Genomic DNA, 26,826 nt, shown 5'->3' on the forward strand with positions numbered 1-26,826 from the left:
CCGCGTCGTTGTCGGGACCGCCTTCACCGGACCTCGGTGAGGGATCAACCTGAGGTCATGCGACCCTGCTCCACCGCTGCTTGGCGGCCGAGTAGTTGCAGCGCTCGACGGTGGCCGCGTGGGTGTAGCTGGTGACACAGAACGGGCGATCGCCCGTAAAGCCATGCCATCCACGCCAGTGCACGCTGTTGAAGCTGGTGCCGGCACCGTCGATCCAGATCGTCTCGGGTCGAGCCGAAGCGCAGTCGTAGGTTCCGAGAATGCCCTTCACGCCGCCGGATGCCGCGATGTAGAGGCACATCTGGGTCGCTCGATTGCGGATCTGGAATCGCGAGCGCCCGTCCGGGGCGGTGCGTGCGTGCGAGGGGACCGGGTCGCTGGAGATTTCCCAAGTCTGATGTGGGTTGCCCTTCTGGCACCCGCGTATGTACACCTTGCCGGCGGTATCGGAGTCGAGGCACCGCTTCGTGGCGTGGTTCTTGATAAGGCCGCTGACCGTGGCAGCCTGGGCGGACTCGGGGGCGGTGACCGAGATTCCAATGCCAACCGCGGCGGCGACGGCGGCGGTTGCCGCAATACGCCCGAACTTCCGTGGGCGGACGTGCTTCATGTGTGGGTGATCCTCTCGTCGTGGGGTTGATCGGCACCGCCGACTACGCATCGGTTGCGGCCGGAGTTCGACCTTGAAGAGAACCGTCATCGTTCAACGGGCCTCCCCTGCCCGCTTGTCTGCGATCGGCCGAACACGGCCTTCTTGTGCGTCGCCTGTCGGGGCTTGTCGGAACCCTGCTTTCGTTCCTCGCGACTGCGCGCCGTGTCCCGTAATTCGTCACTGGGCGCACATGTGCGTGAACTGACAGCTGATCAATTTGGTCTGAGCGAGGGTAATTTGGTCGAGATTGCCCATACCCGTCACCGATGGCGTATGGCGGAAATGCGCCACGCCATAGGTGTATCGGGACAAGCTCTCCTCAAGTAACAGGCACTTGCGTCAGTGTGAGCGGCCCTCCGGTCCTCGAATTCGATGACCGGCCTTTCGTGACTCCTCGTCCTTAATGTCCAGGGATTCCCATGACGCTCGAATCTCCGCGTGCACCAAGACCGGGTGCAAGACGCGCGGTCCGAATAGCTGTGTCGGCAGGGCTTGTTGCGGTGCTCGGCGCCGCCGGACCCTTGCAGGCCCCCGCCGCCGATGCCTACGCGGACGGTGAACCCACTCCGAGCGTCGCAGCCGCCGAGAAGCTCGGCTCCGACGATGCCAAGTTGCTGGCCCAGGCCGAGGTCGGGGGTGAGAAGACGGTCACCGTGATGGTGGCCACCACCGAGGGGGCGACCGAGCAGGCGGCCAAGACCTTCGACGAGGTCAAGGGCGCCGTGGTCGGCAAGACGAACGACAAGCTCGGCTATGTCCGCGCGACGATCCCGACAGCGAGCGCGGAAGCTGCCATCAATGACGTGACCGCGCTCGGCTCGGTCCAAGGTGTCGACCTGCTCCGGGAGATCGAGCTGGACGACCCGACGCCGGCGGGCGACCGTGCCAAGGGCGCGAGGAACCACGGGAACACGGCACCGGGCGAGTACCCGGCGCCCGACAAGCGGACGCCCGCGAAGAACCCGTACAACCCGTCCTTCGAAACGGGCGCGGTGGAATTCGTCGAGGACAACCCGAAGGCCGACGGCCGCGGCGTGACCATCGGCATCCTCGACACGGGTGTCGACCTCGGCCACCCCGCACTGCAGAAGACCACCACGGGTGAGCGCAAGATCGTCGATTGGGTGACCGCCACCGACCCGGTCATCGACGGGGACAACACCTGGCGACAGATGGACAACGCGGTCTCCGGACCGACGTTCACCTTCGGCGACCGCACCTGGACCGCCCCCGAGGGCAGCTACCGGATCGAATGGTTCTGGGAGTCCACGGCCACCTACGGCGAGGCGAAAGGCGACCTGAACCGCGACGGCGACACCACCGACCGCTGGGGCGTGCTCTACGACGCGGCCGCAGGCACGGTACGCGTCGACCTCGACGATGACGCCGATTTCACCAACGACGAAGCGATGAAGCCGTACAAGGACGGCTTCCAGGTCGGCTAACTCGGCACGGACGACCCGGCGACCGACGTCACCGAGCGCGTCCCGTTCGTGGCGGAGATCCGCAAGGACGTCGTCTACAACGCGGCCGGCGACAAGTCCGACTACGTCAACATCGGCCTCATCGAGTCCGAGCACGGCACCCACGTCGCCGGCATCACCGCGGCCAACTCGCTGTTCGGCGGCCGGATGAACGGTGCGGCGCCGGGCGCCAAGCTGGTTTCCTCCAGAGCGTGCACATGGGGCGGCCTCTGTACGAACGTAGCGCTCACCGAAGGCATGATCGATCTCGTCACCAACCGAGGCGTGGACATCGTGAACATGTCGATCGGCGGCCTGGAGCTGCTGAACGACGGCCAGGACGCCACTTCCGTGCTCTACACCCGGCTCATCGACGAGTACGGCATCCAGTTCGTCATCGCCGCCGGCAACTTCGGCCCGGGCACCAACACCATCGGCGACCCCGCGCTCGCCGACAAGGCGATCTCGATCGGCGCGACCGTCTCCAAGGAGACCTGGGCCGCCAACTACGGCTCGGGCGTGGAGAAGAAGTACGCCATGATGCCGTTCTCCTCGCGCGGTCCGCGTGAGGACGGCGGCCTCACGCCGACCCTGACGGCTCCGGGTGCGTCGATCAACACCACGCCGACCTGGCTGCCGGGCAGCGCGGTCCCCGGGGCGGGCTACACGCTGCCGGCCGGCTATTCGATGCTGCAAGGCACCTCGATGGCGTCCCCGCAGGCCGCGGGCGCCTCGGCGCTGCTCCTCTCGGCCGCGAAGCAGCGGAAGATCGAGCTCTCGGCGCTCACCCTGCGCACCGCGCTCACCTCGACCGCGCACCACATCCCCGGCGTCAAGGCGCACGAGGAAGGTGCGGGTCTCATCGACATCGAGGACGCGTGGGAGTCCATCGAGGACGGTGCGACGGCCCACGACTACAAGGTCTCCGCGCCGGTCGACACCGCGATCGACCAGTATTTGAAGGTGCCCGGAACCGGCACAGGCCTGTACGACCGTGAAGGCGGCCTCAAGGCGGGCGCATCCAAGACGTACGACATCACCGTCACGCGCATGTCCGGTTCCAGCCGCTCGGTCCGTCACGAGCTGGACCTGGAGAACAACGACGGCACGTTCCGTATCGTCGGCGACGACGATGGGTGGCTGCCGCTCGACCGGGGACGGTGAAGGTCTCCGCGCAGCCGAGGTCTGCGGGCATACACAGCGCGATCCTGGAATTGGACGATCGGCGCACCGAAGGTGTCGACCGTCAGATCATGACGACCGTCGTGGCGGCGGACGATCTGGCGAACCCCTCGTACACGTACAAGGCTTTCGGCTCCGTGCAGCGCAACAGTCACAAGTCGCAGTTCGTGACCGTACCCAAGGGGACCAAGGTCCTCGAGGTCGCACTCGGCGGTCTGAACACGGGCAGCCAGACCCGCTTCATCTCGATCCACCCCTACGGCTACCCGGTCGATGACTCCGGCTCTCCGTTCTGCTACGCCAACTACGAGAACCCGGCCAACACCTGCCGCTCCGACGTGCGTTCCTACACGAACCCGCAGCCGGGTGTGTGGGAGATCGAGGTCGAGGCCCGTCGTACGTCACCGCTGCTCGACAACCCGTACGAGCTCGGCGTCTCCGCGCTCGGTGTCACCTTCGACCCGGCGGTCCAGACCGTCGCCGAGGCGAAGATCGGCACGCCGGCCACTGTGGACTGGAAGGTCGGCAACGACTTTGCTCCGATCACCGGCGGCAAGCTCGTCGGTGGCGCGCTGGGTTCGTCGAAGCAGGCGCGTCCGACCATCATTCACAACGGGCAGTCGATCCACACCGTCACGGTTCCGGCCGGCGCCGAACGGCTCGACATCAAGATCGGCAACCCCTCGGTCAGATCGGCCGACCTCGACCTGGCCTTGATCTACAGCAATGGCGAGGTCCTCGCCGAGGCCCTCACCGCCAGTTCCGAGGAGAAGATCTCGCTGAGCAACCCGCGTGCGGGCAAGTACTTCATCGTGGTCGTCGGCTACTACGTTCCTACCGGGAGGACACAGTTCGATTACCTCGATGTGTACTACGCCTCGGCCCTGGGCGAGCTGAAGGTCGACAGCTCCGCGCGGTTCCACCTGGACAACGGTGCGTCCACGGACATTGCCGCCGAGGTCGTCGCCGCTGTTCCCGCGCCTGCCGGACGACTGCTCTTCGGCGAGGTGCGCGTGCTGAACGGCAAGGGCACGGCTGTCGGTTCGGGCAGTGTGACGATCGCGAAGGTCGTCCTGTAGCGGGCGGCGTTTGATCGGTTGCGAGTGAGGGGCGGGTGCTCGCGTTCGGGCGCCCGCCCTTTCGTATGACCTTGTGCGGGGGACTTGGTCCTCAACCCGGCTGTTGTCGCTGAGTTCAGAGTCTTACCGAGGTGTTACCGTCGCGGCCGCCCGTCCCTTCGCGGGCCGGGGCTGCCCTAGGCTGAGCCCTCGAATCGGTGTGGAGCAAGGGGGAGACGGATGGCGGGGGTGCGACCACTGCCGCCGGACGAGGTTCTGGTCCAGCGGTTGCGGGACGGCGACGAAGACACGTTCGCGTTGGTGCTCGACTCCTGGTCGGGTGGCATGCTCCGGCTCGCCCTCTCCTTCGTGTCGACCAAAGCCCCCGCGGAGGAGGCGGTGCAGGACACCTGGCTCGCGGTCATCAAGGGGATCAACGACTTCGAAGGCCGTTCCTCCTTCAAGACGTGGGTGTACCGGATCCTCGTCAACACCGCCAAGGCGCGTGGTGTGAAAGAGAAGAAGACCCTTCCCTTCACCAGCCTGCAGCAGGAGGACGAGGGGCCGACAGCGGACGCCACATGGTTCCGGCCGGAAGGTGAGAAGTACGCCGGGCACTGGGCCGTCGGGCAGGAACCCCGCAACTGGCACGTCCCCGAGGAACACGTCCTGCGCGGTGAAGTCCGAGGAGTGATCGCTGAAGCGATGGAGGAACTCCCGCCGCGGCTGCGGACGGTGGTCACCTTGCGTGACGTCGACGGATACGGGTCGGAGGAGGTGTGCTCCCTCCTTGAGATCTCGCCCGGAAACCAACGTGTACTCCTGCATCGGGCCCGGGCCTTCCTTCGTCGTAAGCTGGAGGCCTACTTGTCGGGTGCCCAGGACGTCGCGACGGGAGGGGGCGGGTATGGACTGCGTTGATTTCGTGGAGCTGGTGACCGGCTTCCTCGATGGTGCCCAGCCTGACGACGACGAGCGGCGCTTCATCGAGCACCTCGCCGAATGCTCCGGCTGCGAGCACTATCTCGACCAGTTCCGGCAGACCATCGCCACCACGGGGGAACTGACCCCCGACAGCATTTCCCCGGACGCCAGGCAGCAGCTGCTCAGCGCGTTCCGGGACTGGCAGCGACAGTAATTCCGCCTCGCTGCTCCTCTTCTCCGGATATTCCTCACTCAAGTTCTCCGGACCTCTCACCGAGCCGACTCCATTTCCTTCCCAGGGGACTTGTAACGCTCGGCAGGGTTGCGCGCACTGATTCTTCGGAAGCGGGCGCTGGAGCCCTCAGATCTCGCATGGCCTTCGCCCCACTCCCCGCGGGGTGGAGGCCATGCGGCTACCGGAGACCTCATGACTGTGCTCAGAAAAATCTTGTACGGCGTCGTCGCCGCACTCCCCGCCGGCGCGCTCGTCGCGTTCGTGACCGGTCCGGAGTGGGTGATGTGGGCCGTGCACACGGTGGTGTTCGGGGCCTTCCTCGGCCTGCTCTTCGAGACCATCGGCAGAGCAACGGGTCGGCGTTCTCCGTCGGGCTCCTTATCGGTCTGCTCGACTGGGTCGTGTGGACCCTCACGCTCGCCCCCGCCCTCGAGGCCGAGAAGTCGTCCTGGACCATCGCCGTGGCCGTCGCGCACTTCGAAGAGTTGGTAGGCGCCGCCCTGTCCGGCGCGCTCGCCGGGCTCACCCTGCACGCCCTCGCGCTGTGGCGGCCACCGAAGCCGGCGCCCGCACGGACCAAGCCCCATGTGGTGATCGTCGGCGGCGGCTTCGGCGGTGTGGGGGCGGCGCGTGAGCTGGACCGACGGATCGGCCGCGGGCTCGACGCTCATGTGACGCTGATCAGCGACTCCAACTTCCTTCTGTTCACGCCCCTGTTGGTCGGCGTCGCATCGAGCACGGTCGAGGCCCGACACGTCAGCGCCCCGGTACGCGCGGGACTCGACCACGTCAACTTCCTGCACGGGCGCGTGGCCCGCATCGACCCACAGACCCGTAACGCCTACGTCTCCGCAGGCCGCGAGGGGATGCTGCGCGTCCCGTACGACCAGCTGGTCCTTGCCGTCGGAGCGGTGCCGTACTACTTCGACCTGCCAGGCGTGGGCGAGCATGCCTTCCCGCTGAAGTCGATCGAGGACGCCACCCGCCTGCGCAACCACGTCCTCGGTGCCCTGGAGCGCGCGGACCTCGAACCGGACCCGGCCGAGCAGGTCCGGCTCCTCACCTTTGTCGTGGCGGGCGGCGGATTCGCCGGGACCGAGCTGGCCGCCGAACTCTTCGACCTCGTCCACGACGTGCTGCACCTCTATCCGCGGCTGCACGGTCTTGAGCCCCGCTTCGTGATCGTGCACCCCGGCGAGCGGCTGCTGCCGGAACTGACGGCGAGCCTCGGTCTGTACGCACAGCGCAAACTCGGCGGACGCGGCATCGAAGTACGCCTCGGCGTACGAGTGGCCACGGCCACCGCCCAGGACATCACGCTGACCTCCGGCGAGACCATCCCCACGCGCACCCTGGCCTGGACCGCGGGCAACCGGCCCAACCCGCTGGTGCAGCAGGTCATGCCGCCGCCTCTCACCGTGGAGGCGACGATGCAGGTGCCCGGAGTCCACGGTCTGTGGGCGCTCGGCGACTGCGTGAAGATCCCCGACCCCACGGGCGGCGTCTACCCGCCGACTGCACAGCACGCGCTCCGCGAGGGCAAGGCGGTCGCCGGGAACATCGCCGCGGTCCTCGGCGGACGCCGTCCCTCCCCGTTCCGCTTCGGCGGGCTCGGGGTCCTTGTCTCGCTCGGGCACCGCACCGCGGCCGGTGAGATCTTCGGCCGGCGCGTCTCCGGGTTCCTCGCCTGGGCGCTGTGGCGCTCAGTCTATCTGAGCAAGCTGCCGAGTGTGGAGAAGCGGCTGCGGGTGATGGCCGACTGGGCGCTCGATCTCGCCTTCCCCAGGGACATCGCCCTGTCGACCAAGGCCGGCGCCGAGCCCTCGAACCAGGCTGGAAACCGCTGTTCCTGTGAAGGAGAACCGTCATGCGTAACGCCGCACTCGGAGCGCTCGCCGGCCTCGTCGGAGGTCTGGTCTTCGGCGCGGTGATGGCGCAGATCGGCTTCCTGCCCACCGTCGCCGCCCTCGTCCGCGCCGATTCACCCGCTCTGGGCTTCGCAGTCCACCTGCTGATCGCGGCCGTGATCGGAGCCATCTTCGGGGTGCTCGTGGCGCGCCAGCAGGAGCTGCTGCTCTGGGGACTCGCGTACGGGTTCCTGTGGTGGTTCCTCGGCCCCCTGACCCTGCTGCCGGTGTTGCTCGGTGACCCGGTGGCCTGGGATGTGGCCACGGCCCGTGCCCTGATCCCCAGCCTCCTCGGCCACCTCGCCTACGGAGCCGCAACGGTGCCGTGCTCGTTCTTCTGGCAGGCAGGAAAAGAAAGTTCAGCCTTGAATTTCTTGTGCTTGCCACGATCGCCGGAATCCTCGTCGCCCCCGTGCTCGGCCTCTCCTGGCGGGCCCTCGTGGCCGGGCCCTGCTCGGAGCCTCGTACGCAATCGTCTTCGGTGACTCCCGCGAGGGCACCGGCCCCGCCCTCATCCGCGGCGCGGCCTTCGGATTCGTGTGGTGGCTGCTCGCGGCGGTGACGGCCGAGCCGCTGCTCGACGGCCGCGGTCTGCAGTGGTCGGCGACGGCGGTGCGCACCGCCACCGCCGAACTTCCGGGCCATGTGCTGCTCGGCGCCGGCACGGCCCTGCTGATCTGCCGGCTGGGCGGGCTGTCACGTGCGGTGTTCTCCGATGATGTACGGCGCAACCGCGAGGCACGCCTGACCGGCGGCCGGGTGATCTCGCTCTGGCACGGCGTCATCGCCGGTCTGGCCGGCGGCATCATCTTCACCGGAGTCTTGGTCGCCGTGGGATTCCTGCCGACCGTCGCGTCCCTGGTCGGCTCGGACTCGACGGCCGTAGGAGTTGTCCTGCACCTGCTGATCTCCCAACTCATCGGCATCACCAACGCGTTGTTCTTCCGCCGTCGCAGCTTCGACCGGCCTCGGGTATCGGCTGGGGAGCCTCGTACGGCTTCCTCTGGTGGATCCTCGGCAACGTCACGCTGCTTCCCCTGCTGCTCGGCGCCGAGATCCAGTGGAGCGCCGGCGCGTTGGCGCTGTCCTTCCCCTCGCTGATCGGCCATCTCGCGTACGGGGCGGTCCTCGGCTTCTCCTATCAGCGTCTGGAGCAGCGGGTGAGCCCCTGGTACCTGACCCGCAGCGAAGCGAGCGCGGCACGTGCGGCGGCACGGCACACACAGACCCTGACCGAGTCGCCGGCACTGTGGAGCCTGATCATCTGCGTGGCGCTGCTCGTTCCCGTGCTGGTGGCCTAAAGGATGTTGCGCGGGGTTGTACTGGCGGGAAAGTCGGTGCCTTCCTCGCGTGGCGGGGCGTCGGTCAGCGTCCCGCACATCGGGCTGGACACCGGGCGCTCCGGGACCGTGCGGTGATCAACACTGCATCCCCTCCGTCCGCCACGTCCCCGATCACCACAGTTGAGAAGCCCGCAGGGCTCTCGGGACAGGCCGCTGCGCCGGCCGTCCCCTCTTCTGAACGCGAGAGGAGTCCCGCGATGTGCGCGGGACTCCTCTCGCGTTCGTTCCGGCACGTGTCACCCGGTGGTCCGACCCCGGCTCTCCATCACCACTTGCTGAAGGCGACAGTCAGGTAGTTGCTATTCCTGGTGTGCACGCTGACGCCCTGGCGGGGGTCGTAGTCGAACCAGCCGAACACGTGCCTCTGACCAAATCCGTTGCTCGACGTCAGCACGACGTGGTCCGAAGTGCCCAACGGCCGGTGAGCGCTCCAGCACTTGCCGGGCTTGATTCCGGTTTGGGTGACGCTCTGAACGCGGGGGTTGGAGCTCCTGATGTCTACCCGCACGTCGTAGTTCCGTCCGGTGTTGCACAGCGCGAAGATATGGGGAGTTCCCGCCTGGGCAGAGCCTGCAGGGATCAGCGCGGCTGTCGCCGCAATCACCGTGGTGGCCGCCAGACGGGCGGACCATGTCTTGAGAGCGGTCTTCTGCATAGTTTCCCTCTGTCGGAGTCAACGCCTCTGCACCGGCCGCAGGTCGGGCCGGCGCACAGTGGCGAGCATCCAGGAACGCTCTTGTCCGAATCTTGCGTTCAGCTGCTCTCATCCGGCAAGCGCAGCCCTCACCACAGTGACGCGCAGTGTCCGTCACCCTTAGGTCGCTGGTCCCTCATGCCAGCCTGCTATACGAGCTGCCTGCTCACGGAGTTCTTGTGCTCCCCGTATTCCGGCGTAACGCCTCCCTCGAACGCGAATTGGTCCCGTTCGGGGTTCGTGTGCCCTGTGGTACGCCGTCGATCAGCTGCCGGACCTACTCTTCGATGCACGGTCCAATGCGTGAAAGCAGTGGGGCCGGTGGCGACCGCCACCGGCCCCACTGCTTTCACGTGCGGGCTTGTCAGGCGTCCTGCAGCTGGGCCGCACCGAACGACACCCTGAAGCGCTCGCACCAGATCGTCACGGTGGAGTACTTGTTCAGGTCGGTGCCCGCCGGGATCGCGTAGTTCTGGTTGCCCTCGTTGCCCTTCAGGTCGCCGAGATCGACGTGGCTGCCGTCGTCCAAGTTGCCGCCACCGTCCGGTTCGACCGGCTGGTCGCTGAGCCAGACGTGCAGCGCCGGGCCGTCGGAGGTACGCAGATTCGTCAGACGCAGGTTCTTCGTGCCGTCGGCCAAGAGTTGGATCTCCACGGACCCGCTGGTCTCGTGCTCATGGGAGATGAAGTCGCCGACGGCCAACGGCTGTGAGGGGGCGCCTTGTTGGCCGCTGGCGACGGGGGCTGCTTCGTTCACGGTGTTCGTGGTGAACAGCCGCCACGGCTGGAAGAGATAGAGCCCGACGGCCGCCACGACGACGACCACCGCGGTGGTGATCCACAGGACAGGGCGCTTGGTTCGGCTCATGAGGGTTCCGTTTCTGAAATACGAGATGTTCGGGGGGAGGAGGAGGGCGGTCGGAGGAAAACGGCTCCGCGGAAGGGAGTTCCGCGGTGCCGTTCGCGTGCGGTCGAGGTCTACTGCTCCTCGGAGCCCATGTGCTGCTCTTCGGAGTCCGCGTGCTGCTCCTCGGAAGCCGGCTGCTTGTCTAGGGAAACGCCTCCGGCCCGCTCCCTGCGCAGCGCATCGGCCTCGTCGCGTACGGCATCGAGGCGGACCTCGAGCTCGCTCACCCGCACCCGGTAGCGGTCCAGCTCCGCCCGTACGAATTCGGCGTCCGCCACCTTGCGGTCCGCCTCCTCGCGGATCGCGGTGGTCTCCGCGTCGAACTTCTCCTGAGCCAGGTCGAGCCCGGCGACGGCCATGTCGGCCGCTTCCTCGGCGAGAGCAGCGCGCCCCTCGGCGGCGATGATGCGCTGCGCGGAGGCGCGGGTGACGGTCTCGATCCGGGCCTCGGCGGCCGCAGAGTCGGTGATGATCGCCAACTCCTCGATGTAGACCGGGAGATCGGCGGAGAGCTGCTCGATGAGCGCGACGATGTCATCGCGGGAGTGGGTCGCGCTGGTGGCGCCGGCTGTCGGCATCGCGGCCAAGTCATCCACGAGAGATGCCTCGTCGGCGGGCGCCAGTTCACTGGTCATGTCCTCCACCGGCACGTGCTCGATCGCCAGCTCGAACGCCGGCACAGCGGGAGTCTGCTGCGGCTGCGAAGGCACGGCCTCGGCGCCCGGCACCTGCGCGAACCCCGTAGGTACCGACTGAGCGGGGACGGCCGCAGCCTTCGCCGCCTTCTCCGCTTCCTTGGCAGCCTTCTTGGACTCGGAGGCCACGCGCTTCTCCTCCTTGCGCTCCTTGCGCTTGGCGCGGAACTTCCGGAACGCGCCGAGGGCGTTGTGCTCGGGGTGGTCGCAGTACCTCGGTGCAGCGGCCTGGGCTCCCGGCGCGGAGGGCCCAGCCGGCATGTCGCAGCCGGGGTACGCGCAGGGGGTGACTGTCTCCACAGATTCGACGGTCATGATCGGCCTTTCACAGGTGAATTGAATCGGGGTTCAGGCGACGTGCTTGCGCCGCAGTACGGCGGCGGCACCCACGACTACGGCTCAGAGGTACTCAGGGTTCTCGAAATCGAACCGGCACCCTGCGTCCCACGCGGAGCGCTGGTTCCCGTGCGCCGGAATACCGCCGGCGTCCTTGAGCAGCCGCGCCATATGTAGGGGGTTCCACGTCATGAACGTGGCGTTCCGGTTGGTGAAGTCGTTGTCGGGACCGCCGGAGCCGGAGCCGGGATCGAGATACGAGGGCCCGGGGCCCGCCTCGCCCAGCCACGCGGCGTCCGCCTGCGGCGGGATCGTGTAGCCCAGGTGCTGCAGGCTGTAGAGGACGTTCATGGCGCAGTGCTGGGCGCCGTCCTCGTTGCCGATGATCAGACATCCGCCCACGCGTCCGTAATGCGCGTACTGCCCGGCCTCGTTGAGCAGGCCGGAGCATCCGTAGAGCCGCTCGATGACCAGCTTGGCGACCGAGCTGTTGTCGCCCAGCCAGATCGGCCCGCCAACCACGAGGATGTCGGCGGCCATCACCTGCTCATAGAGCGCAGGCCAGGCGTCGCGCCCCAGCCGTGCTCGGTCATGTCCGGCCATACGCCCGTGGCGATCTCATGGTCGATGGGGCGCAGGTGCTCGACCCGTACGCCCTGCTTCTCCATGATCCGCGCGCTGACGTCGATCAGGCCTTGCGTATGGCTGGGTTGGGGGCTCTTCTTCAGCGTGCAGTTGAGGAACAGCGCACGCAGGTCGTCGTAGCTCATACCCCTCAGTGCGGCGAGGGCGCGGAACGTTACAAGTGACGACCCGGGATTTGAGACGTGTGCCCCGTGTGCGACATTCCCGAACCGCCGGTCAATGAGAACCCGGACGGGTTCATCGGCGTGGACCTGGGTATCGTCAACATCGCCACCACGTCCACCGGCTACCGTGCCGCCGGGCGCGGCCTGAATCGGCACCGCAAGCGCCAGCTCGACCTGCGGCGCAAGCTCCAGGTGCGGCCGCATCGACCGGAAGAACCGCGTCGATCAAGCAACGTTCGCGTGCCGGGCCTGCGGGTTCCTGGCGAACGCGGACGACAACGCGTCCCACAACATTGCCGCACGCGGCGAGACGTGTGGACTGCGGGGCGTGAGTCACGCGCCCCTGCCACCCCATAGGGGTGTCTGGACGGAGGAGCCAACCCAGCAGCCAGTTGGGTGCTACCTTCAAGTCCTGTCCTTTGGGGCCGGGGCATGTTGACAGCCTGTGACACCAGGGCTCTCGGTGTCTGGCTGAAGGGCACTGCCACCTGGCCCGTGGGCCTGAACGACGTGCCGTACACCGGCACCTTCGAGAAGTACTTCACGCCGGGCAACGGCAACTGCACGAACTACACGCACGCCGACCTGTGGGAGGGCCGCACGGTCAAGCTGACCGTCTGCCTGAGCAACACGGTCAACGGCAAGACCAGCCGCTTCGACTGCGGTTCGACGATCACCGCCACGTCCTGACGCTCTCCCGGCTCCCTGCCCGGCCGTGGCGTCCCGCCGCGGCCGGGCGCCGTCGTCATGAGCCCGGGGGCTGTCGCGAGCAGGGGCTCGGAGTAGTCTCGCGCCGTGACTTCCGAGGACTTCGCCACCGCCCGGTACATCAGCGTCACCACGTTCCGCAAGAACGGAACGGGTGTCCCTACTCCTGTCTGGTTCGTGGAGGACGGCGGAAAGCTGTACGTCTGGAGCCGGACCGACTCGTGGAAGGTCAAGCGGCTGCGCAACGACCAGCGCGTGGTCGTGTCGGTGTGCGATGCACGCGGCCGCATCGCCGAGGGCGCACTGACCGCCGAAGGCACGGCAGAACTCCTCGACGCGGCCGGTACGGCGGCGATCCGCAAACTTCTCTCCCGGAAGTACACCTGGCAGTTCTGGCTGGTGGACTGGCCCGCCACCCTCGCGCGGCTCGGCAAGCGACCGCACACCGGGATCGCCGTAACCATCTGAAAACAGCGCGTAGCAGGGCCGTAACACTACTGATGTCGAATGCCGCTTGACTGGTAGCAGTCGGGCAGGCAGGTGGGGCGGCGGTGACGGTGCATCAACTTCCGGTGGAGACCGGAGTGTTCGCGCGATACCTCAAGGGGTTGGTCGCGATGCTCGACCCCGACGGCGGCTGGTACGGCGTCTTCTGGGGGCGCGACCCCGAGGGCATGAGGGCATGCCTCGAAGGCGTGGAGATCCCGCCGTGGGACGTGGTCGAATCGCTGTTCCAGGACCTGGCGATGGCGCGCGGAACGGCGTTCGCGGCGCAGGAGACGCCTCGCGCCAGGCAACTGCACGCGGCGTCGGCAGCGGCGTACGACAGACAGCCGGGCGGGCGTGAGGCGCTGGCGGAACGGCTTGAGCTGATGCGCCGCGAGCTGATCTACGCGATGGGCCGCGAAGAGGAACTGATGCGCCGCCTGGCCACCGAACCGGCGGGTACGCCGAAGGCGGAGCAGCAGGTCAACGAGCTGGAATGGATCCGCGACGACCACGCGAGGGCGACGGCCCGGGTCGCGGAACTCCGCGCCAGGCTCGGGGCCCTCCCGGACGACCGCGCCTTCGCCGAGCACACCCGCGACCCTGGAGGGGCCCCCGGCGGTCACCCGAGTTCCGAGGAGTGGTTCCGGCCCGCGCCGGAACCTGTCCGCGAGACGCACACCTCGTGGCCCGAGCCGGCGGTCCCGGACGGATGGTTCCGGCCTCAGGCCGCGGCCGCTGAACCGGCCGGAGAGCGCGTGCCTCCGCAGGCGACGCGCTCCGGTCCCGAGCGCACGGACCCGCCCGCCCCCGCCGCCAAAAGGAAGAAGCGGAGGCCCCGCGGGGGAGCCCGGTTCGCCGGGGTCGAGGAGGAGGTGGAGGATGGCGGCGTGGAGATCGTCGCCGTGCCCGTGCTGCCCGTCGCCGACGACGTGCCCCGGGGTGCGCGATACGGGGGCGCCGCCCCCGCCGAGGAGACGCCGGCCGCGGCCTTCCCGTCCGCCGCTGCCGTCGAGGAAGCCCGCCGCGCCGCCCAGGACACCGTTGCCGCGCTCGTGCGGCTGCGGTCCGAGGGCCGCGGCGGCGAGGCGCACGCCGTGCTCTGCGAGGCCGCCGCACTGCCCGCGCCCTGGCTGCCCGTGCTCGCCGCGGAACTGCACCGCGCAGGCCTGGAGGCCGACTGGGCCACCCTGCTCTGGGAGGCCGCCTCGCAGCCGGTCCTCGGTCTTGCCGCGGCCGCCGGAGCGCTCGCGGCCGCCGGTCACACCCAGGACAGCAGGCAGTTGCTGCGCCAGGGCATGGCCCGGCCCGCCGGTGAGATCGCGGAAGCCGTGCTCGCGCTGGAAGATGAGACTCGAGGCCCGGAAGCGCGGGCTTTACTGACCGCGTTCGCACAGCTGCACACCGCAGAGGAGGTGGCCGCCATCGCCGACCTCGATCCGCACCGGCTCGTACCGCATCTGCTGGCCGTCGCCCGCATCCAGTCACCGGACCATGAACGCGATCTTGTCCATGCGCTGCGCGTGGCGGGCCACCTCGGAGGCTGAAGCCGTCCGTTGTGGACCGCTCGGGTGTGAAACATGATCGACTCTGCCGGTTAACGACGATGGTCTTGCCCCAGTGTGTGACGGGGCTTACGTTCTCCTCCTACGCACTTGTCTACGTGCGTAGAAGCTCTCTGACGCCGCGCCGAAGGAGCAGCTCATGGCCACTGTCGTACGCGCCGCACTTGTCCAGGCGACCTGGACCGGCGACACCGAATCCATGATTGCCAAGCACGAGGAACATGCCCGCGAGGCGGCCCGCCGGGGCGCCAAGGTCATCGGTTTCCAAGAGGTCTTCAACGCTCCGTACTTCTGCCAGGTCCAGGAGCCCGAGCACTACCGCTGGGCCGAGCCCGTCCCGGACGGGCCGACCGTCCGCAGGATGCAGGAGCTCGCCCGCGAGACCGGCATGGTGATCGTGGTCCCGGTGTTCGAGATCGAGGGCGCGGGTTTCTACTACAACACCGCCGCCGTGATCGACGCCGACGGCTCTTATCTCGGCAAGTACCGCAAGCACCACATCCCGCAGGTGAAGGGCTTCTGGGAGAAGTACTACTTCAAGCCCGGGAACGCCGGCTGGCCCGTGTTCGACACCGCGGTCGGCAGGGTCGGCGTCTATATCTGCTACGACCGCCACTTCCCTGAGGGCTGGCGTCAACTCGGCCTGCACGGCGCCCAGTTGGTGTACAACCCGTCGGCCACCTCGCGCGGCCTTTCGAGCTATCTCTGGCAGCTGGAGCAGCCCGCAGCGGCCGTCGCCAACGAGTACTTCATCGCCGCGATCAACCGCGTCGGCCAGGAGGAGTACGGCGACAACGATTTCTACGGCACGAGCTACTTCGTCGACCCGCGCGGCCAGTTCGTCGGCGATGTCGCCAGCGACAAGGAGGAGGAACTGGTCGTACGGGACCTCGACTTCGACCTGATCGACGTCGTGCGCCAGCAGTGGGCCTTCTACCGGGACCGCCGGCCGGACGCGTACGAGGGGCTGGTCCAGCCGTGACCCACCTGTACGACCGGCACAAGGCCGTCATCCCCGACTGGGTGGCGCTCTACTACCGGCAGCCCATCGAGATCACGCACGGCGAGGGCCGCCATGTCTGGGACGCGGACGGCAACAGCTATCTCGACTTCTTCGGCGGCATCCTCACCACCATGACCGCGCATGCGCTGCCCGAGGTCACCAAGGCGGTGAGCGAGCAGGCGGGCCGGATCATCCACTCGTCCACGCTCTATCTCAACCGCCCGATGGTCGAGCTCGCCGAGCGCATCGCGACCCTCTCCGGTATCCCGGACGCCCGGGTCTTCTTCACCACATCGGGCACCGAGGCCAATGACACCGCGTTGCTGCTGGCCACCGGCTACCGCCGTTCCAACCAGATCCTGGCGATGCGCAACAGCTACCACGGCCGGTCCTTCTCCGCGGTCTCCATCACCGGCAACCGCGCCTGGTCGCCCACCAACCTCTCGCCGCTGCAGACGCTGTACGTGCACGGCGGCGTCCGCACCCGCGGTCCCTACGCCGAGTTGTCCGACGACCGGTTCATCGAGGCCTGCGTGGCCGATCTCGAAGACCTGCTCGGCCACACCCGCGACGTCGCCGCGCTGATCGCCGAACCCGTCCAGGGCGTCGGCGGCTTCACCTCACCGCCCGACGGTCTGTTCGCCGCGTTCCGCGAAGTCCTCGACCGGCACGGCATCCTGTGGATCTCCGACGAGGTGCAGACCGGCTGGGGCCGCACCGGCGAACACTTCTGGGGCTGGCAGGCACACGCCGAGCACGGCCCGCCGGACATACTCACCTTCGCCAAGGGCATCGGCAACGGCATGTCCATCGGCGGCGTCGTCGCCTCGGCCGATGTCATGAACTCGCTGGACGCCAACTCCATTTCGACCTTCGGCGGCTCACCCGTCACCATGGCCGCCGGCCTGGCCAACCTCTCGTATCTGCTGGAGCACGACCTCCAGGGCAACGCACGCCGCGTCGGCGGACTGCTGATCGAGCGGCTGCGTGCGATCGGCGCGGGCAGCGAACTGGTGCGGGAAGTCCGCGGCCGCGGACTGATGGTCGGCATCGAACTCGTCAAACCGGGCACCGACGAGGCGAACCCGGAAGCGGCCTCCGCCGTGCTGGAGGCTGCCCGCGAAGGCGGGCTGCTGATCGGCAAGGGCGGCGGCCACAACACCAGCGTGCTGCGCATCGCCCCGCCGCTGACCCTGACCGTCGCAGAGGCGGAAGAGGGCGCGGCGATCCTCGAAAGGGCCCTGCGCAGCGTCCAGTAGACCGTACGTAAGGGAGCGCACCAGCAATGAGCAGTACCCGCACCCTGATCCGCGGCGGCCTGGTCGTCACAGCCGCGGACGAGATCCACGCCGACGTGCTGACGGAGGACGGCCGGATCGCCGCGCTCGCCGCGCACGGCTCCGCCGTCGCCGAGTCCTGGACCGCGGACCGCGTCATCGACGCGACCAACAAGTACGTCATCCCGGGCGGCGTCGACGCCCACACGCACATGGAGCTGCCGTTCGGCGGCACCTTCGCATCGGACTCCTTCGAGACCGGCACCCGGGCCGCCGCCTGGGGCGGCACCACCACCATCGTCGACTTCGCCGTGCAGTCCCAAGGACGCGCCTTGCGAGAGGGGCTGGACGCCTGGTACGCCAAGGCGGACGGCAAGTGCGCCATCGACTACGCGTTCCACATGATCCTCTCCGACGTCAACGAGTCGTCGCTGAAGGAGATGGATCTGCTGGTGGAGGAGGGCATCACCTCCTTCAAGCTCTTCATGGCCTATCCCGGCGTCTTCTACAGCGACGACGGCCAGATCCTGCGCGCCATGCAGCGCTCGGCCACCAACGGCGGGCTGATCATGATGCACGCCGAGAACGGCATCGCCATCGACGTCCTCGTCGAACAGGCCCTGGCGCGCGGTGAGACCGACCCGCGCTACCACGGCGAGGTACGCAAAGTGCTGCTCGAGGCCGAGGCCACGCACCGCGCCATCCAGCTCGCACGGGTCGCCGGAGCGCCGCTGTACGTCGTCCATGTGTCCGCCGAGGAAGCCGTCGCCGAGCTCGTGACCGCCCGCGACAAGGGGCTCAACGTCTTCGGCGAGACCTGCCCGCAGTATCTCTTCCTCTCCACCGACAACCTCGCCGAGCCGGACTTCGAAGGCTCGAAGTACGTCTGCTCGACTCCCTTGCGGCCCAAGGAACATCAGGCGGCCCTCTGGCGCGGACTGCGGACCAACGACCTCCAGGTGGTCTCCACCGACCACTGCCCCTTCTGCTTCGTCGGGCAGAAGGAGCTGGGCCGCGGCGACTTCTCGAAGATCCCCAACGGGCTGCCCGGCGTGGAGAACCGGATGGATCTCCTCCATCAGGCCGTCGTCGACGGGCACATCACCCGCCGCCGCTGGATCGAGATCGCCTGCGCGACACCGGCCCGGATGTTCGGCCTCTACCCGAAGAAGGGCACCATCGCGCCCGGCGCGGACGCCGACGTCGTCATCTACGACCCGCACGCCGAACAGACCCTGTCGGTCGAGACTCACCACATGAACGTCGACTACTCCGCGTACGAGGGCAAGCGGATCACCGGCCAGGTGGAGACCGTCCTGTCGCGCGGCGAAGTGGTCATCGACCAGCGGGAGTTCACCGGCCGGGCCGGACACGGCCAGTACACCCCCCGAGGCACCTGCCAGTACCTGAACTAGGAGCTCCCCGTCATGGACTTCGGACTCGTCCTGCAGACCGACCCGCCGGCCTCCGCCGTCGTCTCACTGATGCGGCGCGCGGAGCGAAACGGCTTCCGCTACGGCTGGACCTTCGACTCGGCTGTGCTGTGGCAGGAGCCCTTCGTCATCTACAGCCAGATCCTGGAACACACCCAGAAGCTCATCGTCGGACCCATGGTCACCAACCCGGGCACCAGGACCTGGGAGGTCACCGCCTCCACCTTCGCCACCCTCAACGACATGTACGGCAACCGCACCGTGTGCGGCATCGGGCGCGGCGACTCGGCGATGCGCGTCGCCGGCCGCAAGCCCAACACGCTTGCCAGGGTGGGCGAGGCGATCGGCGTGATCCGTGATCTCGCCGAGGGGCGGGAGGCCGACGTCGGCGGGCAGAACCTGAAACTGCCGTGGGTGCGGGACGGAAAGCTGCCGGTGTGGATGGCGGCGTACGGACCCAAGGCCCTGGCGCTCGCCGGCCAGAAGGCGGACGGATTCATCCTCCAGCTCGCCGACCCGTATCTGACCGAGTCGATGGTCACGGCCGTGCGCACCGCCGCGTCCGACGCCGGACGCGACCCCGCGTCCATCACCATCTGCGTCGCCGCCCCCGCGTATGTCGGCGACGACCTGGAGCACGCCCGCGACCAGTGCCGCTGGTTCGGCGGCATGGTCGGCAACCACGTCGCCGATCTGGTGGCCCGCTACGGCGAGCACTCCGACCTGGTGCCCGAGGCGCTCACCTCGTACATCAAGTCGCGCGAGGGCTACGACTACAGCCATCACGGCCGTGCCGGAAACCCGTCCACGGACTTCGTGCCGGACGAGATCGTCGACCGGTTCTGTCTGCTGGGCCCGGCCGAGGCGCACATCGAGAAGCTCACGGCGCTGCGCGAGCTGGGCGTGGACCAGTTCGCCGTCTACAACATGCACGACGCGAAGGAAGCGACCATCGACGCGTACGGCTCCGAGATCATCCCGGCACTCAACCGCTGAAGGGGCCCTCCATGACAGCGACCGTACCGCCCGCCCCCTCGGAGGGCCCAATAGCGGATCATGGGGACCGTGTCGAGCTCGCGCCCGGCACGGTCCTCTCCGACAACCGCTTCGTCAACGACGATCTGCTGCCCGTCCCCGTCGCAAAGCGCCGCTGGACCACCTACAACTTCGCGGCACTGTGGGTCGGGATGGCGCACAACATCCCGTCCTGGCTGCTGGCATCGGGTCTGGTCGCGCTCGGTATGGACTGGAAGCAGGCGGTGTTCACCATCGCGCTGGCCAACCTGATCGTGCTCGCGCCGATGCTGCTCACCGGGCACGCCGGACCGAAGTACGGCATTCCCTTCCCGGTGCTGGCGCGTGCGTCGTTCGGCCTGCGCGGAGCGAATCTGCCGGCCCTGATCCGGGCCGCCGTGGCCTGTGCCTGGTTCGGTATCCAGACCTGGATCGGCGGCCAGGGCATCTTCATCCTGCTCGGCAAGATCTTCGGCGGCTGGACGAAGGCGGCGGAGATCGGCGGGCAGCCGTGGACGCTGTGGGTCTGTTTCGTGATCTTCTGGGTGCTCGAACTCGCCATCATCTACCGGGGGATGGAGACGCTGCGGCGGTTCGAGAACTGGGCGGCGCCGTTTGTCATCGTCGGCGCGCTGGTGCTCCTCGTGTGGATCGCCGTGCAGGCGGGCGGCCTCGGCCCGCTGCTCGACCAGCCGTCCAAGCTGGGCTGGGGCGCGGACTTCTGGCCGGTCTTCTTCCCGTCGCTGATGGGCATGATCGCCTTCTGGTCCACGCTGTCGCTGAACATCCCGGACTTCACCCGCTTCGGCGCGGGACAACGCGCCCAGATCTGGGGCCAGACGCTCGGTCTGCCGACCACGATGACGCTCTTCGCGCTGCTGTCGGTGTTTGTCACCTCCGGCTCGCAGGCGGTGTACGGGGAGGCGGTCTGGGACCCGGTCGCGCTGGCCGCCAAGACCGACAATGTCTTCGGTCTGCTCTTCGCCCTGGTGACCGTGCTGATCGCGACGATCTCGGTGAACATCGCGGCGAACGTCGTGTCGCCGGCCTACGACCTGGCGAACCTCGTGCCGAAGCTGATCAACTTCCGTACGGGAGCGCTGATCGCGGGTGTCGTCGGCGTACTGATGATGCCGTGGAAGCTCACGGAGACGCCGGAGCTGTACATCTTCACCTGGCTCGGCGTGGTCGGCGGCCTGCTCGGCACGGTCGCGGGCATCCTGATCGCGGACTACTGGCTGATCCGCCGCACGGTGCTCGACCTGGCGGGCCTGTACACGCCAGGCAGCCGCTACTGGTACACGTCCGGCTGGAATCTGCGCGCGGTCGCCGCATTCGTGGTCGGCGGCGTTCTGGCCATCGGCGGCTCGCACTCGGAACCGGGCAAGGGCCCGTTCCCTCAGGACGGGCTGATCCCCTTCCTGAAGCCGCTGGCGGACTACGGCTGGGCGGTGGGGCTGGCGGCGTCGATGGCGCTGTACATGGTGCTGATGCGGGTCCGCGCCGGAGGCGCGGGTATGGGGGCGCGGTAAGGGCTCGTCGGCCCGCCCGGCCGTTCGGCTTGCCCGCCCCGGCCGGGGCGGGCGCGCGCCGGAGCCTGACGCGACTGGCTCGGGCGGGCAGCCGCTGGTCCGGCCGGTGCCGGATTCCCGCTCCGGCGGTCCGGCTCCGGCGGTCCCGCTCCGGCGGTCCGGCCCGGTCGCGCGGGCCAGGGCCGCCGGGAGGCGCGGGCATCAGACGGATCCGGGCGACCCCCGCGATCAGCGGCTGGCGCGCTGGGATTCGACGATGCCGCGGACCGTCGGCTCCGCGCCCGCCCGCCGTTGCACCTTCTCCGCGAAGCCCGGGAACTGCGCGGCGATCGCCGTCAGCAGCCTCAACTCCGGTGGCGCGACGTTGATCTCGGGCACATTGCGCTCGACCGCCCGTACGACTCCGCGCACGACCTGCTCCGGCGAGACCGTGCGCACACCGCCCGGCGTAGGTGACCCGGTCGCCGCGAACATGCCGAGGTCCCGTACGAAACCCGGCTGGACGATCGAGACGCCGACGCCCGTGCCGTGCAGGTCCTGGCGGAAGGCGAGTGCGAAACCGCGCAGGCCGAACTTCGTCGCGGTGTACAGCGACGAGGACTTGGTCGCGGCCTTGCCGGAGAGGGAGCCCACGAAGGCGACATGGCCCTGGCCCCGGGTCACCATCGCCGGGGCAAGCAGCCGCGCCAGCATCGCCGGCGCGCGGAGGTTCACGGCCAGGGCCCGGTCGATCTGCTCCGGCGTGTAGTCGAGCACATCACCACTGGACGGCAGCGCCGCGTTGGCGATCAGTATGTCCGTACCGGCGGCCTCGTCGGCGAGCCGGCGGACATCGTCGGTGTCGCCGAGGTCCGCGAGGATCGTCCGCGCGCCGTAGCGGTCCGCGAACGGCGCCAGCGCGTCGGCGCGACGTCCGGACACCACCAACTTCGCGCCTTTGGCGGACAGTTCGGCGGCGAGCGCTCCGCCGATGCCTCCGGTGACTCCGGTGAGCAGGACGGTTGCTCCGGTGATGCGCATCTGGTTACCCTCCAGTTCTGTTCGTTCGAACGAACAATAGAGAGGCAGGGCGGTCGTGTCCACAGACGATTTCGGCGGACTGGCGGAACTCGCGGGGGAGTTGAGGGACGGCCACATCACGTCCGAGTCCCTGGTCGCGCGGGCCGTCGAACGCATCGAGGCCAGTCAGAGCACCATCAACGCCTTCCGCTGGGTCCGCGGCGAACAGGCACTCGCCGAGGCCCGCGAGGCGGACAGGCGGCTGGCCGCGGGGGAGCGGCTGCCCCTGCTCGGCGTGCCGATCGCCGTCAAGGACGACACCGACGTGGCCGGTCTGCCGACCCTCTTCGGCTGCCGCGGCGAGGCCCAACCCGCCGCCGTGGACGGCGAATCGGCCCGCCGCCTGCGGGCAGCCGGAGCCGTGATCGTCGGCAAGACCAACTCCTGCGAGCTCGGCCAGTGGCCCTTCACCGAAGGGCCCGCCTTCGGCGCGACCCGTAACCCCTGGTCCACCGACCACACACCCGGCGGCTCGTCCGGTGGATCGGCCGCCGCCGTTGCCGCCGGGCTCGTGCCCGCCGCGCTCGGCTCGGACGGTGCCGGATCCATCCGCATCCCCTCCGCCTGGACCCATCTCGTCGGCATCAAACCGCAGCGCGGCCGCGTCTCGCTGCACCCGTACTCCGACGCCTTCCAGGGCCTTGCCGTCAACGGCCCGCTGGCCCGCACTGTCGCCGACGCCGCACTGCTCCTCGATGTCGTGCAGGGCCCGCATGCCCAGGACCTGCACCGGCCGGACGCCGTCGACGCCTCGGCCGCCGCCCGCCGCGACCCCGGCCGGCTGCGCATCGCGCTCGCCTGGCGGCCCCCGCTGACCCTCACCCGCACCGCCCCGCACCCCGAGGTCCGCCGGGCCGTCACCGAACTCGCCGAAGCACTCGCGGCGCTCGGCCACCATGTCGAGGAGGCACGCCCGCGCTACGGGCTCATCGGCCTCGCCTTCGTACCGCGCGCCACCTCCGGCATCGCCGAGATCGCGGCCCTGCACCCCGAGCCCGCACTCCTCGACCCGCGCACCCGCAACGCCATGCGCTCCGGCCGTCGGCTCGGCGGCCGCGTGGTGCGCGCCGCCCGCGCCCGCGAGATCCGCCAGCACGCCAGGATCGGCGCGATCTTCGACACCTACGACGTGGTCCTCGCGCCGACGACCGCCGCGCCGCCGCCGCGCATCGGCACCTTCGACGGACTCGGCACCTGGCGTACCAACGCGACGATGGCGGCGGCCTGTCCGTACGCCTGGCCCTGGAACGTCCTCGGATGGCCCGGTGTCAACGTCCCGGCAGGACTCACCGCCGACGGACTGCCCGTCGGCGCTCAGCTGCTCGGCCCGGCCGGCAGCGAGGAGAAGCTGATCTCGCTCGCCGCCCAACTGGAGGCCGACCGGCGCTGGTACGAGAAGCGCCCGCCCGCCCCCGCGACGCTGAGGAGCGCACCGGTGGAACAATGACCGTCATGTCCAACGCCGCCCGCTCCGGTCCGACCCGGCAGCGCATCATCACCGCCGTCCTCCAGATCATCGGCAAGGACGGCGTCGCGGCGGTCACGAACCGGCGGATCGCCAAGGAGGCCGGGGTCTCGCTCGGCTCGGTCACGTACCACTTCGAGACCCAGCACGAGCTGCTGCGGGAGAGCCTGCTGCACTTCGTGCGCGAGGAGACCCGCCGCTTCACGGCGATGGCCGACCAGTGCCAGAGCGAGGGCATCGACATCGGCGGCGCGGCCGCGCTCGCGGGCGAGGTGGCGGGCGGCACCGCCTTCGACAGCGAACACATCGCCCCGTTCGAGCTGTATGTCGAGGCAGGCAGGGACGAGCGGCTCCGGGAGGCGGCGGCCGAGGCGTTCGCGGCGTACGACCGTCTTGCGGCGCAGATCCTCACCGGCCTCGGCGTCCCGGACGCCGAACGCCTCGCGTCGACGACGGTCGCGCTGGTGATGGGCCTCCAACTGCGCCGCCTCGCCACCGGAAGCACGGCGGACGACCTCGTCGACTCGCTGTTGCTGGTCGCGCGGGGAGCGGTCGACCACCACGAGGCGGGACTGTAGGCGCCGGGCTCTACTGCGCGATGGCGGTGGTCATCTTCCGGCGGATCGGGCCGATCGTGCTCGCCAGCCGCAGAAACGTGCGGAAGCCCGCCAGCGCGAACCGGTTGTCCGCCACGCCCTGTTCCAGATTCCGGTTGGCCGCCGCGACCTTCGCGAAGGCGTGGTCCAGCATGGCCTTCTCGTACGCGCCGACCGCGCTGGTGAGGTCCTTGTCGTCAGCGGCGGCCATCAGCCGGCGGCACAGCAGATCGGCGTCGACGATCGCCGTGTTCGCGCCCGCGCCGGCCGTCGGCGGCATGGCGTGGATCGCGTCGCCGAGCACGGTGACATTGCTCGGCTGCCACGGGTCGGGCCGCTGCGACGTGTGCAGCGGATGGACCGAGACGGTGCCGGTGTCGGACTCCTCGATCAGCCGCAGCAGGTCCGGATGCCAGTCGGCGACCGTACGCAGCACCAGGGCCCGGGTCTCCTCGGCCGTCATCGCAGTGACCGCCTTGCGGTCGCCGAGCTTCTCCCACTTGGCGAGCACATTCCACATGACGTAGTCGGTGGTGTTGTCGAACAGCAGCTGAGGATCGATGCCGTAGTCCGGCGACATGCTCAGGGCCCGGCCGCGTTCGTCGCGGCGGAACTCGTGCACCGCGAGAAAGCCCGAGCAGCCGTGTGGCGCGAGGACCATCGCCCCGCCGGTGCTGAACGGGCGCGGCAGCCGCCGCGCGGCCTCGCTCTCCAGCGGCACCTTGCCGGAGACGGCGACCGCTCCGGTGTCGCGGTGAGCGGCCTGTGGCAGATACTGCGTGCGGACGGCCGAGTTGGTGCCGTCCGCGCCGACGAGGACATCGCCGGTGGCGTGCGTACCGTCCGAGAAATGCGCGGTGACACGGCCGTCGGCCTCGTGCGTGTAGTGGGTGAAGGACTTGCCGAAGTGCACGACGTCGCCGAGTCCGGCGAGCAGGACCTCGCGGAACGTGATGCGGCTGACCGACCTGAAGGTGTCCGTCGGATGATCGGTGTCCATGCCGATCTCGGTGGTGTTCAAGGTGATCAACTCGTCGAGCTTCTCGGTGAAGAAGGCGAGCGTGCTGTTGGCCTGGCCGCTGGTGGACACGAACAGGTCGTAGACATCCGGAGGTAAGCAGGCGTGCAGGGCGCGGCAGCCGTAGGGCGCGATGTGGATCCGGTAGCCCTGCAGCCGTTCCGTACGGGTGCGGTCGCGCTCGTACACGGCGACGTCGATGCCCGCGCGCCGCAGTCCCTGAGCGAGGCTCAGCCCGCCGATTCCGGCACCGATGATCACGATGTGCATCTGTGGACCGCCTTGATCGTCGATCGTCCGTGATGGAGGGCCAGGAGAGCGACCATCGCCGACGATTGCGGCGGTATGTGCGATGCGTCAAGCACGGCGACCGGTTTCCGGCCCCGGACGCCTTCTCGGCTACGGCACGCGCGCGGTCCACTCCCGCGTGCCGAACTTCTTCGCGACCAACTCCCGTGCCCTGGACATCTCCTGGTCCGAGACCTTGCCGTCCGACAGCCCGTACCGCCCGCGGAACGAGTCGATCATCCGCTCGATGACGACCTCGCGCGGGAGACCGGTCTGCCGCCGCAGCGGGTCGACGCGCTTCTTCGCGCTCTTCGTTCCCTTGTCCGAGAGCTTCTCCCGGCCGATGCGCAGCACTTCGAGCATCTTGTCGGCGTCGATGTCGTACGCCATCGTCACATGGTGCAGCACGGCCCCTTCGCCGCTGCCCACCACCCGCTTCTGCGCCGCTCCCGCGATCTTCCCGGCCTCGGTGGCGATGTCGTTGAGCGGCTGGTACCAGGCCTTGATGCCCATCTCGCCGAGCGCGCCGAGCACCCAGTCGTCGAGATAGGCGTAACTGTCCGCGAACGACAGGCCGGAGACCAGCGCGTCCGGGACGGACAGCGAGTACGTGATCGTGTTGCCGGGTTCGATGAACATCGCGCCGCCGCCGCTGATCCGGCGTACGACGGTGATGCCGTGCCGCTCGGCGGCCGCCGGATCGACCTCGTTGCGCAGTGACTGGAAACTCCCGATCACCACCGCCGGCGCGCCCCACTCCCACACCCGCAGCGTCGGCGGCCGCAGGCCCGCCGCGACCTCGGCGGTGATGACCTCGTCGAGCGCCATGTGCAGGGCGGGCGGCTGCGGTTCCTCGTGGATGAGCTGCCAGTCGTAGTCGGTCCAGTCGGTGGCGTGCGCGAGGGCCCGTCGTACGGCGACGCCGATGCCTTCGGTGGTCAGCCCGTACATCTCCGTGCCCGGCGGCAGCGCCGCGTCGATACGGGCAGCGAGGGCTGACGCGCCCGTGTCGGCCGGCGCGCCTTCCAGCGCGCTGTCGATGGCGAGGATCGCCTCGTCGGGCTCGAGGAAGAAGTCCCCGGCGACCCGGACGTTGCGCAGAATCCCGTCCACCGTGTCGAGGTCGACGACAACGAGCTTGCCGCCCGGGACCTTGTACTCGCCGTGCATCTTTGAG

24 protein-coding genes and 2 pseudogenes are annotated in these 26,826 nt (G+C 68.8%); 18 read left to right on the forward strand and 8 right to left on the reverse strand.

Going from position 1 to position 26,826, the window contains the following annotated elements; translation table 11 throughout:
- Positions 1-55: 55 nt before the first annotated feature.
- Positions 56-610: an RICIN domain-containing protein gene (locus ACH4YL_RS25260; RefSeq protein WP_398509702.1), complete on the reverse strand. Its 555-nt coding sequence runs from the start codon at positions 608-610 to the stop codon at positions 56-58.
- A gap of 461 nt (positions 611-1,071) precedes the next feature.
- On the opposite strand from ACH4YL_RS25260, the pseudogene ACH4YL_RS25265 reads away from it, so the two are divergent.
- The 7 genes and pseudogenes from ACH4YL_RS25265 (at position 1,072) to ACH4YL_RS25295 (ending at position 8,722) form a co-directional block, all read left to right on the forward strand.
- Positions 1,072-4,376 (forward strand): annotated as a pseudogene (locus tag ACH4YL_RS25265) (S8 family serine peptidase).
- 219 nt (positions 4,377-4,595) lie between these two features.
- Entirely contained in the window at positions 4,596-5,276 is a 681-nt protein-coding gene (locus ACH4YL_RS25270; protein WP_398509703.1) for an RNA polymerase sigma factor, read from the forward strand.
- On the forward strand, positions 5,263-5,493 hold the full coding sequence (locus tag ACH4YL_RS25275; protein ID WP_398509704.1) for an anti-sigma factor family protein: 231 nt from the start codon (positions 5,263-5,265) through the stop codon (positions 5,491-5,493). The genes ACH4YL_RS25270 and ACH4YL_RS25275 overlap by 14 nt, the downstream gene beginning before the upstream one ends.
- A 422-nt stretch (positions 5,494-5,915) precedes the next feature.
- Positions 5,916-7,445: an NAD(P)/FAD-dependent oxidoreductase gene (locus ACH4YL_RS25280; protein WP_398509705.1), complete on the forward strand. Its 1,530-nt coding sequence runs from the start codon at positions 5,916-5,918 to the stop codon at positions 7,443-7,445.
- Positions 7,382-7,906, forward strand: coding sequence for a hypothetical protein (locus tag ACH4YL_RS25285; protein ID WP_398509706.1), 525 nt, complete (start codon positions 7,382-7,384; stop codon positions 7,904-7,906). Before ACH4YL_RS25280 ends, ACH4YL_RS25285 begins: the two co-directional genes overlap by 64 nt.
- Before the next feature lie 52 nt (positions 7,907-7,958).
- Positions 7,959-8,522 (forward strand): hypothetical protein, encoded by a 564-nt coding sequence (locus ACH4YL_RS25290; protein ID WP_398509707.1) that lies wholly within the window; start codon positions 7,959-7,961, stop codon positions 8,520-8,522.
- Positions 8,498-8,722 (forward strand): hypothetical protein, encoded by a 225-nt coding sequence (locus ACH4YL_RS25295; protein ID WP_398509708.1) that lies wholly within the window; start codon positions 8,498-8,500, stop codon positions 8,720-8,722. Before ACH4YL_RS25290 ends, ACH4YL_RS25295 begins: the two co-directional genes overlap by 25 nt.
- Before the next feature lie 307 nt (positions 8,723-9,029).
- On the opposite strand, the gene ACH4YL_RS25300 is transcribed toward ACH4YL_RS25295, so the two are convergent.
- The 4 genes and pseudogenes from ACH4YL_RS25300 to ACH4YL_RS25315 all read right to left on the reverse strand — a co-directional run bounded on the left by ACH4YL_RS25300 (position 9,030) and on the right by ACH4YL_RS25315 (position 12,166).
- Positions 9,030-9,419, reverse strand: coding sequence for a hypothetical protein (locus ACH4YL_RS25300; protein WP_398509709.1), 390 nt, complete (start codon positions 9,417-9,419; stop codon positions 9,030-9,032).
- A 403-nt stretch (positions 9,420-9,822) separates the two neighbouring features.
- Positions 9,823-10,326 (reverse strand): DM13 domain-containing protein, encoded by a 504-nt coding sequence (locus ACH4YL_RS25305; RefSeq protein ID WP_398509710.1) that lies wholly within the window; start codon positions 10,324-10,326, stop codon positions 9,823-9,825.
- 110 nt (positions 10,327-10,436) lie between these two features.
- A complete protein-coding gene (locus tag ACH4YL_RS25310; protein WP_398509711.1) occupies positions 10,437-11,375 on the reverse strand; it encodes a hypothetical protein in 939 nt (312 codons plus the stop codon).
- A gap of 84 nt (positions 11,376-11,459) precedes the next feature.
- Positions 11,460-12,166 (reverse strand): annotated as a pseudogene (locus tag ACH4YL_RS25315) (flavodoxin family protein).
- A 241-nt stretch (positions 12,167-12,407) separates the two neighbouring features.
- On the opposite strand from ACH4YL_RS25315, the gene ACH4YL_RS25320 reads away from it, so the two are divergent.
- From ACH4YL_RS25320 to ACH4YL_RS25360, 9 genes are all read left to right on the forward strand, one after another.
- Complete coding sequence (locus ACH4YL_RS25320; protein WP_398509790.1) at positions 12,408-12,644, forward strand: hypothetical protein; 237 nt, start codon at positions 12,408-12,410, stop codon at positions 12,642-12,644.
- The gene (locus tag ACH4YL_RS25325) at positions 12,638-12,895 is read left to right on the forward strand and encodes a hypothetical protein (RefSeq protein ID WP_398509712.1); all 258 of its coding nucleotides are present in this window, start codon (positions 12,638-12,640) and stop codon (positions 12,893-12,895) included. Before ACH4YL_RS25320 ends, ACH4YL_RS25325 begins: the two co-directional genes overlap by 7 nt.
- Before the next feature lie 105 nt (positions 12,896-13,000).
- Positions 13,001-13,381: a PPOX class F420-dependent oxidoreductase gene (locus ACH4YL_RS25330; RefSeq protein WP_398509713.1), complete on the forward strand. Its 381-nt coding sequence runs from the start codon at positions 13,001-13,003 to the stop codon at positions 13,379-13,381.
- Between the two features lie 83 nt (positions 13,382-13,464).
- Positions 13,465-14,946 carry a hypothetical protein gene (locus ACH4YL_RS25335; RefSeq protein ID WP_398509714.1) on the forward strand — a complete coding sequence of 494 codons (1,482 nt, stop codon included), beginning with the start codon at positions 13,465-13,467 and terminating at the stop codon, positions 14,944-14,946.
- A 157-nt stretch (positions 14,947-15,103) separates the two neighbouring features.
- Complete coding sequence (locus ACH4YL_RS25340) at positions 15,104-15,946, forward strand: nitrilase-related carbon-nitrogen hydrolase (RefSeq protein ID WP_398509715.1); 843 nt, start codon at positions 15,104-15,106, stop codon at positions 15,944-15,946.
- Positions 15,943-17,226, forward strand: coding sequence for an aspartate aminotransferase family protein (locus ACH4YL_RS25345; protein WP_398509716.1), 1,284 nt, complete (start codon positions 15,943-15,945; stop codon positions 17,224-17,226). Before ACH4YL_RS25340 ends, ACH4YL_RS25345 begins: the two co-directional genes overlap by 4 nt.
- A 26-nt stretch (positions 17,227-17,252) precedes the next feature.
- Complete coding sequence (gene hydA / locus ACH4YL_RS25350; protein WP_398509717.1) at positions 17,253-18,659, forward strand: dihydropyrimidinase; 1,407 nt, start codon at positions 17,253-17,255, stop codon at positions 18,657-18,659.
- 12 nt (positions 18,660-18,671) lie between these two features.
- Positions 18,672-19,673, forward strand: a complete 1,002-nt coding sequence (locus ACH4YL_RS25355; RefSeq protein WP_398509718.1) for a TIGR03842 family LLM class F420-dependent oxidoreductase — start codon at positions 18,672-18,674, stop codon at positions 19,671-19,673.
- Between the two features lie 11 nt (positions 19,674-19,684).
- On the forward strand, positions 19,685-21,223 hold the full coding sequence (locus tag ACH4YL_RS25360; protein WP_398509719.1) for an NCS1 family nucleobase:cation symporter-1: 1,539 nt from the start codon (positions 19,685-19,687) through the stop codon (positions 21,221-21,223).
- Positions 21,224-21,451: 228 nt separating this feature from the next.
- Here the strand turns inward: ACH4YL_RS25360 and ACH4YL_RS25365 are convergent, their stop codons facing one another.
- The gene (locus ACH4YL_RS25365; protein ID WP_398509720.1) at positions 21,452-22,243 is read right to left on the reverse strand and encodes an SDR family NAD(P)-dependent oxidoreductase; all 792 of its coding nucleotides are present in this window, start codon (positions 22,241-22,243) and stop codon (positions 21,452-21,454) included.
- A 55-nt stretch (positions 22,244-22,298) separates the two neighbouring features.
- Here ACH4YL_RS25365 and ACH4YL_RS25370 point away from each other — a divergent pair, with 55 nt between their 5' ends.
- Positions 22,299-23,729, forward strand: coding sequence for an amidase (locus ACH4YL_RS25370; protein WP_398509721.1), 1,431 nt, complete (start codon positions 22,299-22,301; stop codon positions 23,727-23,729).
- Positions 23,730-23,734: 5 nt separating this feature from the next.
- On the forward strand, positions 23,735-24,325 hold the full coding sequence (locus ACH4YL_RS25375; protein WP_398509722.1) for a TetR/AcrR family transcriptional regulator: 591 nt from the start codon (positions 23,735-23,737) through the stop codon (positions 24,323-24,325).
- A gap of 10 nt (positions 24,326-24,335) precedes the next feature.
- Here ACH4YL_RS25375 and ACH4YL_RS25380 read toward each other — a convergent pair whose 3' ends face one another.
- Together ACH4YL_RS25380 and ACH4YL_RS25385 are read right to left on the reverse strand one after the other, a co-directional pair.
- Positions 24,336-25,631 (reverse strand): FAD-dependent oxidoreductase, encoded by a 1,296-nt coding sequence (locus ACH4YL_RS25380; RefSeq protein WP_398509723.1) that lies wholly within the window; start codon positions 25,629-25,631, stop codon positions 24,336-24,338.
- A 129-nt stretch (positions 25,632-25,760) separates the two neighbouring features.
- Positions 25,761-26,819, reverse strand: a complete 1,059-nt coding sequence (locus ACH4YL_RS25385; RefSeq protein WP_398509724.1) for a biotin/lipoate A/B protein ligase family protein — start codon at positions 26,817-26,819, stop codon at positions 25,761-25,763.
- Between the last annotated feature and the right edge of the window lie 7 nt (positions 26,820-26,826).

It is taken from the genome of Streptomyces sp. NPDC020681 (assembly GCF_044334895.1).
Classification (GTDB): Bacteria; Actinomycetota; Actinomycetes; order Streptomycetales; family Streptomycetaceae; genus Streptomyces.